The organism is Proteinivorax hydrogeniformans (assembly GCF_040515995.1).
Classification (GTDB): Bacteria; Bacillota; Proteinivoracia; order Proteinivoracales; family Proteinivoracaceae; genus Proteinivorax; species Proteinivorax hydrogeniformans.
Genome location: NZ_CP159485.1, coordinates 372,681 through 387,031 on the forward strand (window position 1 = coordinate 372,681; position 14,351 = coordinate 387,031).

A 14,351-nucleotide genomic window follows, 5' to 3' on the forward strand; every position below is an offset into this window, starting at 1 on the left:
ATCGGCGAAAACTATATTGTGGTAAGTTTTTTAAAAAGGAAGAAAAAAAGTAGAAGGTGATATAATGAGCAAAAAAGTGGGTAAAATTATGCAACAAAAAGTTATAATGTTTCTAAAATCAAAAAAAAGAACTACAGTTAAGCTTAACGAGCTTTATGGGTTGTTTAGCGGTGAGGTATCTTATAATGACTTTGCTAATGTTATTCAGTCTTTAGAGCAGAAAGGTTTGCTTAGGCCGGTTAAATCCCACTACACTAACAATAAAGAAATCCCCCTTTACAATACATATAGAATTAACAAATTAGCGTTTAAAGATCAGCTTGTCGATGATATTCAAAAGTTTAAGCTTTCTAGCCATCCTCTAATTGATTTAAGTTATTACTTTTCTAGCTCTGAAAGTCAGTGGCAAAAAGATTTGCCTTTTATTAAGTTAGTCAACAAATATTTCAAATATAGCGGTGTCCCCCAAAAGGAGGTATCTGCTGCAGAACGTTCCTACCAAATAACAGGTGATGAAAAGTGGATTGATTTTAAAGGGGGCAAAAGCTTACTCAAGCGGCTAGCAGTTTACGACAAACTAAGAATTGTGCATAATGCCGATCCTTTGATGGTTGCTGTAAACCCTAAAAATTTTACCCCGCCATATATTCATTTAATTGTGGAAAACAAGGCTACTTTTTATGAGTTTCAGCAATTTTTAGAAGAAAGTCTCTTAACTTCGTTAATATATGGAAGTGGTTGGAAGATAATAGGTAATATTAACCTTTTACAAAAACAACTATCCCTGCCAGATAAGGGCCATAGGTTTTATTATTTTGGCGATTTAGATTGGGAAGGGCTATCTATATGGAGTGGGGTTTTTGCAAAGCAAAAGGTACTACCTGCAGCCGGCTTTTACCAGATGCTTTTGACAAAACCAGCTACCAGCGGCAAGAAAAATCAAAAGCAAAACAGAGAGGCTTTAGACAAATTTACAAAACACTTTAACAAAGATGAAGCTGCAAAGATAGAAAAACTACTAGCAGGCGGCTACTATTACCCTCAAGAGGGGTTAGGTAGGGATGATATAGTTAAGGTTATGGAGGAAATGAAATGGATTTAGACATAAAAACCATCACCGAAAATTATAGAGAGCGGGTGCAGAGGATTGCTCTTTTTGACTGCCTTTATAAGCTGCAAAGCAAAAAAAGAAAAGATAACTCTCAAAAGGAGGTAGACTTTTTTGGGTTAGGGATTTTAACTTTGCTGTTCTTTTTTGAGAACATGCTTATCCGCAATAATAAAACAGGAAGTGAAGAGCTTGCTGATTTTCTTTATAATGTAAATGACGGTGAGATAGATTTAGACAAAGAGGGCTTTGAGAAAATAGCCCGAGAGATTATTGAGATTTTTCGTCCGCCCCGGGGAACAAGAAATAGCAGAAGCTTTTATAACTGGCAGGACAGACAGCAGCAAACGGTGGAATACTCTATTTTGCAGGCGGGCAGGTCTGATATAAAGACTAACAAGCAATATTATAAATTGGACGATGATGGCTTAGAGCTTATATTTGCTACAAAAGAATACTTTAGCGAATTTCAGCTATCTATAAGTCAATTGCTTTTAAGAAAGCAGCTGGAAAAAGGGGAGTTTGTCAGTGCCTTAAGGCAAATTGACGAAATGCGGATAGCTGTGGAAACTCTCGAGGAGCGTATTGTCAAAATTAAGCAGGAAGTACAGCGGAACATCCTAGATGAAAAGACTTATAAAAGATACAAAGAGCTTGTTGAGGATATTAACAATAGATTAACTCGGGAAAGTGATGAGTTTGAGGAGTTAAGGGGTTTTGTAAAAGAGGCAAGAGATACCTTATTTTATGGAATAAAAAATGAGAAGGATGAAAGAGCCTACAAGTTTATGGTTAAAATTCAGCAACAGTTAGAGCAAGTCCACTCCTTTCACACGGTGCTTTTGCAAAAGAGTGTGGAGCTTAAAACAACCACTTTGCAGTCAGCCCAGGAATCACTGTACTATGTAGGGGTTGACTCATTTAACTTTAAACAGGAATTAGTTTCCCGAATGTTTTCCTCGCCCTTACCGCTGGAAAGTAGCAAGACCTTGGCTAAACCTTTTTTGTATCTTCAGCATAACAAAACGTGGTCCCCTTTGTCTGTTTTTGCGCCGCAGCGGATTACAAATCGTGAGCAGGAAAACAAAACAGTGGAGTTTATGAACATGAAAGCTGAGGATGAACGGCAAAAAGAGTTAAAAGCGCAACAGCAAAACCTAAGATTTATAGGTGAGATAGTACTAAAGGCTATGGACGGTGAAAATGAAATAACCTTAGCTGAAGTGGTGGATTACATGGCCAAAAACAATTATGAAAATATCTTAAGCCAGCCCCTTTTTGCTCACTTTTTTATAATGTTGCACCAAAAATCTCCGTTAGCTTTAGATAACAATTCACATGAAAAAGAAAAGATGCTTAAAGAGGTAATAGCGCTACTTAAAACTCGGTACCAACGGTTAAGTGTACGGGAAATTCCTAAAAAACTAATAACTGTCAGGGATAGATTTAAAATGCAGGATATGGCCATAAGATTGGAGGAGAGAAATTTTGGGTTATGATAACAATCAGGTGACTAAAGCTTTTAAAATATATTCTAAGCTTGCTGCAGGTTCAGTGGCATATGAAGAGGATTTAAAACAGTACTTGGCAGATGATAACATCCGGGCTCTGGTGGACCAATTCGTCGATCAGGTTGATTGCGTTTTAGTTGTTGCAGGGGACTTGATTTACATGATTCCCAAGGCAAGTTCTTCGATGTTTCATATAAGCAACGAAACCATAAAAAAGGACTATCTGCCTACGAACGCTAAAAACTCAGATATTTATTTGATGTATGTAGCAACTATTGTTCTTTTTGGAGAGTTTTATGACGGCTATCAATCTATGAACCCCACAAGGGATTTTATCACTATGGAAGAGTGGCTAAGTCAGTTAAACCAAAGAATTTTTTCCATAAATGAACATGGTACAGAAAAGCTAAAGGAGCTAGAAAAGAAGTATCAGTATAATTGGATAGATATTATAGAAAAATGGGAGGCGTTAGATGATTTAAAGGAGCATGTAAAAAAGCAGCAGGCTAATGTTGCCAGTAGGCTAAGCTCTTTATATATAACCAAAAGATTTTTAGAAAAACAAGAACTAATTAACGACTTAGGAAATGATGAAATAGAGCTTACTCAAAAGGCCAAGATAATTGTGCAAAGGTACTACATGGAATATGATTTTAACAGAGGAATTTTAGATTTTATATATGGCCTTGAGGAAGAAAGGGAGGATGAAGATGCCATCGATATCCAAGATACGCTTAACTAACGTAGTATATGAAAACGGCGGCAAGCGGTTTAATGATGATATATTTTTATTTGATGGATATAACGGCGCTATCTTACTAGAAAATGGCGGGGGGAAAACTGTGTTAGTGCAAACGGTACTCCAAGCGATTCTGCCTCACCATGATTTAGAGGAACGGAAGATAAAGGATACGCTGCTGCTAGAGGGAAACCCCTGTCATATAGCTATCGAATGGATTTTAAATGATTCCCCTCGAACCTATTTGCTAACTGCCGTGACTCTATTTTTAAACAATAATAAGCTAGATTCTTATCGCTATACCTATGAGTATGACTGCGAGGACAAGCATAACATCGAAACTATTCCCTTTGTTCAAGACACTGTGGGAGGCGGGAAAAGGCCTGCCAGCAAAGGTGAGATTAGCGATTACCAACAGCAGATGCAAAAGCGAAGCATGAATGCAAAAACCTTTAAAACCATAAAGGAGTATCATGACTATTTAGAGCAGAACTATAAAATTATTCCCCAACAGTGGCGTAGTATAGCTCGGATTAACAGTGCTGAAGGTGGAGTGGAAGGTTACTTTGAAAATTGTAAAACCACAACCCAACTTGTAGATCGGCTACTGATTCCTGTAGTGGAAGATGCTATTTCCACTGGAGGAAGCAAAAGCTTTGTCAAAACCTTTGAGGGGCAGCGAGAAAGGTTTAAAAAGCATAGACAGCTAAAGGATAAGATAGAGGAAAGCAAAAAGATACAGCTAAAAATTGAGGACTATGTTCAGGTGTATAAAGGCTATGACGATGTTGCAGCTAGTTTAAACGCTGAAAAACAGCATACAAAAGCGTTATTTCAGTATTTAGAAAGTGAAAAAGATGATATAGGCAAAGACATTGAAGCTGCAATCAAAGAGGCAGAAGAGTTAGACAAGCTATATAAAGAAGTGCAAAGAAAGGAAAAATCTTATGACTTAGCAAAGTTTGAGCAGGGGTTAGACCATGCTCAACAAAAACTTGAGCAGCAGCAAAAAGAGTTTAGTAAAGTAAACGATGAATATCAAAGGGTAGAAAATGAAATTGAAAACTTAGAAATAGCTGACTTAAAAGGCAAAATAAAGCTGCAACAGGAAGTTATAAAAGACACAAGTCAGCAGCTTAAACAGTTAGAGACAAAAGTAGATATTAAGGAAATCCGATCAAGTCTTGAAGAAAATGGCAAGAAGTTAAAGGGATATTACGTAAATATAGAAAAACGCTTAAACCAAGATATAGTAGAAATAGGCAGACAGCAAAAGCTCATGGAGAACCGACATAAAAATGAAGAAGAAGTGTGGGAGAATCTAAGCGAGCAAAACCAGCAGTTGCTAAAAGAAATAAATGAAAAAAGAGGACAGCTGAGTACAACAGAAAAGGATATTCAAGAAAAAAGAAGTAATCTTTACAACCTCTCACCTAATGATGATATTAACAGCAAGCTATACCAGTGGAACAACAAAGTAGGTGAGTTGGAAGAAAAAAATGTAAAGAGCAGCAATAACATAAAAGAGCTACAACATGAGAAAAGCCAGCTTGACCTGGATTTGTCCAAGCAGAGAAAAGAAAAAGAAAGCCTAAATACCCAAATTGCTACTTTGCAACAAAAACTTGATGATGTAGCAAAAGAACAAAAAGCGTTGATGGAGCAAATTTTGCAGTATAATGACCGGTGGCACAGCATGGACTCTATTTATACCAAAGAAAGCTCTATCTGTAACTTCTTTGAAGATAAGGTAGAGCGGCTTTTAAATGAGAAGGAAGACGCTTTGCTAAAAGAGCGGGTAGCTGGCAGGTCAAAAGACGACTACGGACATAGCAAACACTTTACTCCACAGCCGAAGCTGGAGCAGTGGGTGGATAGCTGGAAAAGAGAGTTTGATTATATCGAAACAGGAGTAACCTACATCCAGCGAGCTGCCAAAGCTTCTGGACAGCAGGAAAGTCAGTTGTTAGAGGACTACCCATACTGGCCTGTTTCCATTGTGGTAGAAGATAAAGAGATGGATATTTTGCAGGAGAAGCTAAAGTCAATCGATGAAAAGATAACTTATCCTGTTATAGTGCTAGGTCAAAAGCAGGCATTTAACTTAATCAAAGGGGAAAAAAGTAACAACGAATTGATTTTTTTGCCTAAGCTGTGGCAGGAAAACGTTAACCAACAAAAATTTGAGAATTGGAAGCATCAGATAGAAAATGAGTTGCAGTTAATAACAAATAAAAGGAAAGAAAAGGAGCAGCAGGTAAGCGCTTGCAACACAATTTTAATGAATTTGCGCAAGTTTTTTGATAGCTACTCCTATGACTATTACAAGGACCTACAAAAAAAATTAGCTCAGTTTAAGGAATCTATTGCAAAAACAAAGCAGCAGATTGAAAATAGTGAAAGTCGCTTACAGCAGATAGATCTAGAAGTAAAAAGCTTAACAGATACTATTAGCAGCAATAAAGATGAAATAAATGTGCTAAATAATTGGGTTAAATTAGCTATGGAAATAATAGCCAAAGAAAAAGAAATAAAAGTAATAAAGTCTGAGATAGATCAAAAGGAGTTGGCTCAAAAAGAAGTTGTAGCTAAGCTGACTAATACGAAAAAAAGTATAAAACAGCTGCAAGAAAGTATTTGGGATAAAAAGGGGAAGGGCAAAGACCTTCACCGCCGCAAGTTGGAGCTAACCAAAGATAGGTATTATGAAGAAGTGCAGCCACTTTCCCCTATTTTAGGAGACTTTAGTAAAGAGGCTTTAGTTAAACAACGGGAAAACTTGTACGACCAGCTCCATGATAGACAAGGGGATATAAAACATTACCAGGACAAGATAAATGAAACGACGAAAATGTTAAAGGGGCATCAAAACGATTTAAAAAGAAAAAGAGACAAGTGCCGTTACCCTATAGATGAAGAGGTGGTTTTTGAGGTATACGGTGAAGAACAATTAGATGCTCTTTATCAAAAAGAAAAAGAGCTTAACCCTATTTTAGAAGCGGAAAAAAAGAAGCTTACAAATCTAGAAAAAGAATACGAAAAACTACAAAATCAGTACGATGTTTACGAAGGGCAATTCTATGAGCTGTATAGCGAGAAGGTAGCCTTTACAATGACACTTGCTGAGGTAAAAGACAGTATAGATGTGGAAAAAGTACAATTAAACACACGCAAACAGGAGAATAAAGAAGAGGCTGACAAGCTAAAAGCTCAAAATCAGCAGTTGGAAAAACTAATTAAAGATATGGAAATAGAAAATGGTAAATTTCAGTTTTTAGGCAAAACCGTTCCCACTGTAGAGCTAGAGGAGTATACCTTAAGAAACTTGCCGTATAAACGGGAAGAGATAATCGATACCTGTTTAGAAAAGCTAAGGGATCTGCAACAAACCTTAACTGCAGCCCAAGAACAGTTAACTAGGAAAAAACAAAGCTTTCTAAGATTTTGTGCAGAAGAGATTAACGATCCAAAGCGAAGAAAACTGACAGAAGCTGGGGTCTCGCAAAAGGATAGTTTTCCGCTGGTTTTGGATTGGCAAGCAAAAATGGAAAAAAGCATATCAAACAGCATCCGAATATGGGAGGACGATATAAGAGAGCATGACAAAGATTTAAAGCAGTTTATTGAACACCTAGTAACTTATTTGCAAACCTTGACAGAGGAGCTTAAAGTTATTCCTAAAAAGACCAGAATAAAAATTGGTGACAAGTGGAAGGAAGTCTTTCAGTTTGTAATACCTAAATGGACTATTCAAGAAGGAAAAGAAGCGGTCAGACAACATATAACTTGGATGGTAGAGCAGCTTGATAGCGATAGGTACAAAGAAGATGACGGAAGTGACAACCACACACTTATTCGCAAAGACATAGAAAAGTGGTTAGATGCCAAGCAGCTGTTATCGGTTATCTTAAGGGATGAAAAAATAAAGGTGAACTGTCGAAAGGTGACCAACGACAATGCCATAAGCTCTAGATTTTCCAGCTGGCAAAGCTCCAATCAATGGTCGGGAGGGGAAAAATGGAGCAAGAACATGACGCTGTTTTTAGGGATATTAAACTATTTGGCTGAAAAGCGGCAGGGGCTAATCACTAAAAACAAAGCCAATCGCACTGTGATAGTGGACAACCCATTTGGCAAAGCTTCAAGCGACCATGTGTTAGACCCGGTATTTTTTATCGCGGAGAAGTTAGGATTTCAGGTAATAGCGTTAACTGCCCACAGCGAAGGTAGCTTCATAAGGAATTATTTCCCTATAGTCTATAGCTTAAGACTAAGAGAGGCAGAAACAAACGACAAATTGATTATAGACAAAGAAAAGGAAATACATCACGCCTTTTTCCAAGATAAAGATCCAGAGGCTCTAAACCGGCTGGAGGAAAAACAGCAAATAAGCTTGTTCGATGAGTTGATAAATGAAGTAGTGCCTAAGTAAGAGGGGACGATTACTATATATAAGGAGAGGTTATTTATGCTTATTGTTAAAAATACTCCCAATAACACAGGTGTTTCCATAAGTGGAGATTATGAGGATTTAAATGAATTATACCTTGCTTTACACGATATAGTGGGGGAAGAGGGAGAATTTATAGGTTATGATTCATCCCGCATAAGAGTGCTTGGGGTGTGTTATGATTTGCGTCATGCTTTTATGGGGCATAGGAGTATTGAGTTAGTGGATAATGGAATGAATGAACAAAAAATGCTAGAAAACTCAACTATAGTGTCAAAGAAAAATGTTTATTATAAGGTGGAAGTTTTGTGGACGGAGGTTCTTTTTGTTTTTATGGTACTTAATGATTTTATAGCGCTTAGCGGGGATAAGCTAAAGAACCGGCAGTGGGATAAATCTGTAGCTGTAACCCGTAAGTTTCAGTCTATGATAATTTCAGAGCTTAAAAACATTTTAAAGGCAACCACTTTCACCAGGCTGGAGAATTGTATGGCAAGAAATAGTGGGTATTTTAGGTACTATTTTACTCAATATATCGATGTTTTAAATATTAGGTTTTTAAAGATGAGTAAGGATAAAAAATTAAAAAACATATCAATAATGGGCAAGCGGATAGCAGAAAAGGGAGATGAGTACCAAAACTTAAAGGCTAACATTATTGACAAGGCAAAAGAGTATAACTGCCACCCCAGTGAATTAATTGTTTCTTCAGACTATCCCGAAGAAATTGACTGGTAATGTTTTTTTCAGTAAAGTAAGTATACATAAATGATCTGCGAACAATACAAAAGCATAAAAAAAGGAGGGCGAGCATATCGGTAGGCGGGTAAATAAAGTTAAGGTCAACCTTGACACTAAAGGCATTAAAAAACTTCCTAAGGCGGAGATTAAAGCAATTATAAGAGGTGCTGATGACTTAATTTTTTCAGGGGGAAGAAGTTTATTAGCCAAAGTACTCAAAGGGTCTAAAGAAAAGAAAATTTATGAGTTAAAGTTAGATAAAAGTCCTGTATATGGATATTTTAGCGGCCAAAAGATTGATGATGTTTTGGCAAAAGTAAACTGGTGTATAAAAAACGGTTACCTTGATATCGAATATGACTATAGGCTTCCTTTGCTTGTGTATACACCAAAAGGTTGGGAGATAGAAAAGGATATATATTCCGACGAGCTACTAGAACAAATAAACGAAGTTTGCTTTACTAAAGAGTATGAGTTTGCAAAGCAGCTTAAGGATAGAAATCGAGAGCTGATTTTGCTGCTTTTAGATAAAATAGAAACCTCTGGAAGAAAGCAATACGTTCCTTTTTTAATGGAGTGGAAGAAGATAGATTATAAAAAGGTAAAAAAGAGGATAAATTCTGTAATTTGTACGTTGAATGAAGAACAGTAAAAAGATGCTGGCCAGAGCGGTAATGTTGTAATATTTAGATTTAAAAGAGAGGCCCCTTTGCGGGGAAAGAATCAGATGGTAGGTGGACAAGTAAACTTTATAAGGTAGGCTGGTGGAATATGGGGAATAAAACAAAAGGAAAAAAGTTAATAGTTTGTTTTACACAACAAGGGTTTAAGCTTGACTTTATTAGTAAAAAAGGTCCCTCAAGTGATAATGGATTTGAGGAAAAAATTTATAAAGATTATTTAGAAAACCCTTATAAGATGCTTTTTTATTTAGGGTTTACTGACAGTGATAAAAGCTGGTCTGATTCGTTAAGCTTTTTACACACTGTAGCGGTTGATTTTATAACAAATATTTCAAAAACTGCTGATATTGAGCTTAGTCGTGAGAATGCTGTTATAATACCTTCGGAGGATGGACTGGGTAAGATTTTAGATGGTATGCCCTTTGTTATCGGACAAGAATTTATAAACGCTAAGTGGATTGAAGAAAATTATCGCAAGCTAACAGAAGTGTTTGCCGATGAAATCAAAGATTATTCTGGCACAGTGGAAGAGTTTCTGCTAGAACATAACTCCGAAATAAATGTAGTAGGAAGGGTGTATTTTCATTTAGTTGAAAACAAATTAAGTGAGCACCCTTTTGCCTTTTTGGCAACTTACAGCACAGAAGATAAAAGGCAGAAAAAAATCATAAATACGCCGCTAAAAAATGCCCTTTATGAATTTAAAAACCAAGATGATAAAATACTTAATCTGCTATCGACGGTAAGTAAAGCAGCTGAAAAAAGTGAGTTTATATCTGAACTAGTTGAAAGTGGAGAGCTTTTTAGCCCTCTTAAGCTTACCAGTGAGGAAGCTTACACCTTTTTAAAAGAAATCCCTACTTATGAAGAGTGCGGAATTCTTTGCAGAATACCTAATTGGTGGAAAAAGAAAAGAAATTCACTAAAGATTTCTTTAAAAGTAGGAGAAGATGAGCCATCACAGGTAGGTATGGATGCGCTGCTAAATTTTAGCCCACAGCTTTATTTAGGTGATGAGAAATTGACTGAGGCAGAGTTAAAAAAGCTGCTAGCTGAAACCGACGGGTTATCGTATATAAAAGGAAAATGGATAGAGGTGGATCAAGATAAGTTACGTTCAACTCTTGAGGCATACGAAAAGGCAAAAGGATTATTACAAACAGGGGAGTATAACATAGCAGAAGCTATTCGTATGCAGTTAAATGGCGGTGAACTTCTTAACGTAGAAGAAGATGTGGACCTTGAAATAAGTAATGGACAGTGGCTTGAAAGTGTTACGTCTAAGATGAACAGACCAAGGTTAATAGAAACCACCCCCCTTGGTGATGATTTTAAGGCAAAACTTCGTAACTACCAACATGAGGGAGTAAACTGGCTTCGGTATATGAAAGACTTAGGGTTTGGTGCTTGCTTAGCTGATGATATGGGCTTAGGCAAAACGGTACAAGTTATCGCCCTTTTAGAGCACATTCGGCAAACAAAATCAGCAAAAAACCTATTAATAATACCTGCATCGCTGATGGGTAATTGGCAAAAAGAAATTGAAAATTTTGCTCCTAAGCTAAAATATAAAATGGTATACAGTAGCAAGGAAGAAGTGGATTTGCAAAATGAAAATATCAACCTATATGTAACTACCTATGGCATGGCGGTGCGAAAAGAAGAGCTACAGACAGTTAAATGGGATCTAGTTATATTAGATGAGGCACAAGCTATCAAAAATCCCGGCACTAAGCAAACTAAATCAGTAAAACAACTAGAGGCAAAATCAAAAATAGCTTTAACCGGTACTCCTATCGAAAACAGTCTTTCTGATTTATGGTCGCTATTTGACTTTTTAAACCCCGGACTACTTGGAAATGCCCAAGAATTTAAGCGGTTTACTAAAGGATTGAAACATTCACAGCAAGGCTACTCCAAACTCCGATCTGTGGTCAACCCGTTTATTTTGCGTCGCCTTAAGACCGATAAAAAAGTAATATCAGACCTGCCGGAAAAAATGGAGATGAAAACTTATGCCTCTCTTTCTAAAAAGCAAGCGGTGTTATACAGTAAGTTAGTTGAGGAGCTGGAGGAAAAACTACAAGATTCTGTTGGTATTGAGAGGAAAGGTTTGGTGCTGGCAAGTATCACAAAATTTAAGCAGATATGTAATCATCCCGACCAATACCTAGGTCAAAACACATATAGCAAAGCTCAAAGCGGCAAATTCGAAAGGCTTCAGGATATATGTGAAACCATTTATAATAAGAGAGAAAGGGTGTTAGTGTTTACCCAGTTTAGAGAAATGACTGGCCCTATTGCTGACCACCTAGAGAAGATATTTAATCGCAAGGGACTTACTTTACATGGCGGCACACCTGCTAAAAAGCGGACTGAGCTTGTGGAAAAGTTCAACGGCCAGGAGTATGTTCCCTTTATGGTTCTTTCTTTAAAGGCTGGAGGGGTAGGGTTAAACTTAACCTCTGCCAACCATGTAATCCATTTTGATCGTTGGTGGAACCCAGCTGTGGAAAATCAAGCAACGGACCGTGCCTTTAGAATAGGTCAGCAAAAAAATGTCATGGTCCACAAGCTGATAACATCTGGAACTATCGAGGAGAAAATAGATGGTATGATTACAGGAAAAAGTAAGTTAGCAAGTGATGTTGTTACATCTTCAAAAGAAAAATGGATCACTGAATTAGATAATGATGAGCTGATGGAGCTGTTTACTTTACCGCAGGCAGGTGAAAGCTAATGTCTAGATACAAAGGATATCCCAAATATGTTTCGGCGGCAGATAAAAGAGCTAAGATACAAAAACAAGTGGAAAAGCTTAAAAAGAAAAATCCAGATATAAAACCAATTGTAGTGGAGGGAAGAAACATTTCTACAACTTGGTGGGGGAAGGCCTGGAATAAAAATTTAGAGATTTATGCCGACTATACAAACAGGTTAAGCCGAGGTCGCAGCTATGTTAGGCAGGGGGCTGTGCTGGATTTGCAGATCGAAAAAGGCAAAGTAAATGCCCTAGTTCAAGGGAGCGGCAGATCGCCCTATGAAGTGGAGATTTTTATAGAGCCACTTGAGGATGATAGATGGGATTATATAGTTAATTCATGTGGTCAAAAAATTGATAGCTTTGAAGAACTAGCTAAAGGCAAGTTTCCAAAGCAGTTAGCAGAAATTTTTACTATGCAGGATGAAGGGCTTTTTCCGGCGGAATACGAAATAGAACTTCACTGTAGCTGTTATGATTGGGCTAATATGTGCAAGCATGTAACTGCAGTGTTGTACGGTATAGGAGCCAAATTTGACGAAGATCCTACATTGTTTTTTAAACTAAGGGATATAAACTTCCGTTTATTGATGAGTAAAACCATAGAACAGAAAATGGACTCGCTACTTAAAAATGCTGACAAAAAAAGCAAAAGGGTGATAGACGATCAAGATGTTTCAGACTTATTTGGCTTGTAGATAAGCTGGGAGCGGTGTTTAATAAAAAAAGTGTGGTAGGAATAATCCTACTACACTTTTTTTGATATTTTTGAACATGTACAGCCATTTGAGGATGGAGGTGCTACAACTACCAAGACAGATTATGATTGTCGGCCATTGTTGTCACTAAGGCAAATATCAATACTGATACTAGGTTGGCTGTGGTGTTATCTTGGTCAAATCGCGGAGCAACTTCCGCTACATCAAAGCCGATGATTTTTTTGGTTCTTAGAATATACTTAATAAAGCGGATAACTTTTTCAGGTTCTAATCCTAGAGGCTGGGTCGAGCTTACTCCTGGAGCTACAGAGGATGAAAAAACGTCGGAGCATATGGTAATGTAAAATTCTCCTTTCATTCTTAGAAAATCATCTATCTTTTCTAATGTGCTCCATATATCATTATGGATAATATCCTTAGCTAGAACATACTTAACGCCTAGATTATCTGCAGTGCTAAAAAGCTCTCTAGTGTTACTATGTTTTTGGATACCTAGACATAAGTAGTTAAAATCTAGTTCTTGCTGCTTACAAATATCTGCAATTTGATGGAACATACTTCCTGAGCTGCCGCCATCGGGGTATGGTCGCAAATCAAAGTGAGCGTCAAAGTTAATTATGCCTATGTTAGGCTTTTTATATTTTTGTTTTAAATGCTCTAAAATACCTTTATAACTACCAAAAGCTACTTCATGCCCTCCCCCCAGCACAATAGGGAAAAGGTTTAAGTCTAACACCTTTTTTACTGCCATGTTCAATTGCTCTTGGGTTTTTTCCAAGCTGTCTTCATAGAATATATCCCCAGCATCAAAGAGCTTCACCTCTTTAGTAAACCTACAGGGAAGGCTAGATAACTCTTTTCTAATAGCCTTAGGTCCATTTGCGGCACCAGTTCTGCCTTTGTTTTTTTTGACTCCTTCGTCACAACAAAAACCTATAAAAGCAAACCCTAACTTACCTTCATATGGTGTTAAATCATCCCGTCTTAAATCTAAAATCTCAACCCACTGATGCCATCTAAAGGCATCATAATTGTCTTTACTGTCAACTCTACCCTGCCATGTTTGACTATCTGTTATTTTATAACTGTTACTAAACATATTATCACCTCATACTTGATATTTTAGTTTGTTTTTATATTAAGTCAAGGGGATTATTAACGTTAGTTAGATAAGTGCAATCAATCAAATCTAAGGGTTTTCGCTATTTTACTGATATAAACATTTAGAGACATTTTAAATTTGTGCTTAGGCATTAGGGATAATTAAGCAGCAATTTTGCGCTATAACAGTTAATATATACAGATAATACAGAATAAAACAACTCTTATAATATGGCGTTAAAATACACAACAACTTATTGCATTATTACTAAACACATTATATAATGTTAGTAAATATCAAATCATTAAAAAATGCAGGTTGAAGCAAACTAAGAGCCAGTTTTGGACTTATCAGTGGAAATTTCAACAAAAGTTATTTCATATGAGGAAATTTTATTGAAAATTATACTTCTTATGGAGGTATAATTCTTTTTTTGGGGAAGAAAGTGAAAAAAAACACAAACTCGCAGGAAGGAAGTTACCAATATTTCAAAACAAGATAAATGATTGAGTATCAAGAAAATATGTCCTTATATCT

General features: G+C 36.8%; 9 protein-coding genes. 8 read left to right on the plus strand and 1 reads right to left on the minus strand.

Going from position 1 to position 14,351, the window contains the following annotated elements:
- The first annotated feature begins 64 nt into the window (after positions 1-64).
- The 8 genes from PRVXH_RS01865 to PRVXH_RS01900 all read left to right on the plus strand — a co-directional run bounded on the left by PRVXH_RS01865 (position 65) and on the right by PRVXH_RS01900 (position 12,691).
- Positions 65-1,102 carry a Wadjet anti-phage system protein JetD domain-containing protein gene (locus PRVXH_RS01865; protein ID WP_353893622.1) on the plus strand — a complete coding sequence of 346 codons (1,038 nt, stop codon included), beginning with the start codon at positions 65-67 and terminating at the stop codon, positions 1,100-1,102.
- Positions 1,093-2,607, plus strand: coding sequence for a replicative DNA helicase (locus PRVXH_RS01870; protein ID WP_353893623.1), 1,515 nt, complete (start codon positions 1,093-1,095; stop codon positions 2,605-2,607). Before PRVXH_RS01865 ends, PRVXH_RS01870 begins: the two co-directional genes overlap by 10 nt.
- Positions 2,597-3,361 carry a DUF6063 family protein gene (locus tag PRVXH_RS01875; RefSeq protein ID WP_353893624.1) on the plus strand — a complete coding sequence of 255 codons (765 nt, stop codon included), beginning with the start codon at positions 2,597-2,599 and terminating at the stop codon, positions 3,359-3,361. The genes PRVXH_RS01870 and PRVXH_RS01875 overlap by 11 nt, the downstream gene beginning before the upstream one ends.
- Positions 3,330-7,790: a hypothetical protein gene (locus PRVXH_RS01880; protein ID WP_353893625.1), complete on the plus strand. Its 4,461-nt coding sequence runs from the start codon at positions 3,330-3,332 to the stop codon at positions 7,788-7,790. Before PRVXH_RS01875 ends, PRVXH_RS01880 begins: the two co-directional genes overlap by 32 nt.
- Positions 7,791-7,826: 36 nt before the next feature.
- Positions 7,827-8,546 carry a hypothetical protein gene (locus tag PRVXH_RS01885; protein ID WP_353893626.1) on the plus strand — a complete coding sequence of 240 codons (720 nt, stop codon included), beginning with the start codon at positions 7,827-7,829 and terminating at the stop codon, positions 8,544-8,546.
- 124 nt (positions 8,547-8,670) lie between these two features.
- A complete protein-coding gene (locus tag PRVXH_RS01890; RefSeq protein ID WP_353894528.1) occupies positions 8,671-9,201 on the plus strand; it encodes an RQC-minor-1 family DNA-binding protein in 531 nt (176 codons plus the stop codon).
- Between the two features lie 119 nt (positions 9,202-9,320).
- Positions 9,321-11,972, plus strand: a complete 2,652-nt coding sequence (locus tag PRVXH_RS01895) for a DEAD/DEAH box helicase (protein ID WP_353893627.1) — start codon at positions 9,321-9,323, stop codon at positions 11,970-11,972.
- The gene (locus PRVXH_RS01900) at positions 11,972-12,691 is read left to right on the plus strand and encodes a hypothetical protein (RefSeq protein ID WP_353893628.1); all 720 of its coding nucleotides are present in this window, start codon (positions 11,972-11,974) and stop codon (positions 12,689-12,691) included. The genes PRVXH_RS01895 and PRVXH_RS01900 overlap by 1 nt, the downstream gene beginning before the upstream one ends.
- Positions 12,692-12,800: 109 nt before the next feature.
- On the opposite strand, the gene hutG is transcribed toward PRVXH_RS01900, so the two are convergent.
- Entirely contained in the window at positions 12,801-13,811 is a 1,011-nt protein-coding gene (hutG, locus tag PRVXH_RS01905) for a formimidoylglutamase (protein WP_353893629.1), read from the minus strand.
- Positions 13,812-14,351: the final 540 nt, after the last annotated feature.

Bases quoted from the DNA above. Each gene is read 5' to 3' on its own strand.
- PRVXH_RS01865 (WP_353893622.1), top strand. From the start codon at position 65: ATGAGCAAAAAAGTGGGTAAAATTATGCAACAAAAAGTTATAATGTTT.
- PRVXH_RS01870 (WP_353893623.1), top strand. From the start codon at position 1,093: ATGGATTTAGACATAAAAACCATCACCGAAAATTATAGAGAGCGGGTG.
- PRVXH_RS01880 (WP_353893625.1), top strand. From the start codon at position 3,330: ATGCCATCGATATCCAAGATACGCTTAACTAACGTAGTATATGAAAAC.
- PRVXH_RS01885 (WP_353893626.1), top strand. From the start codon at position 7,827: ATGCTTATTGTTAAAAATACTCCCAATAACACAGGTGTTTCCATAAGT.
- PRVXH_RS01895 (WP_353893627.1), top strand. From the start codon at position 9,321: ATGGGGAATAAAACAAAAGGAAAAAAGTTAATAGTTTGTTTTACACAA.
- PRVXH_RS01900 (WP_353893628.1), top strand. From the start codon at position 11,972: ATGTCTAGATACAAAGGATATCCCAAATATGTTTCGGCGGCAGATAAA.
- hutG (WP_353893629.1), bottom strand. From the start codon at position 13,811: ATGTTTAGTAACAGTTATAAAATAACAGATAGTCAAACATGGCAGGGT.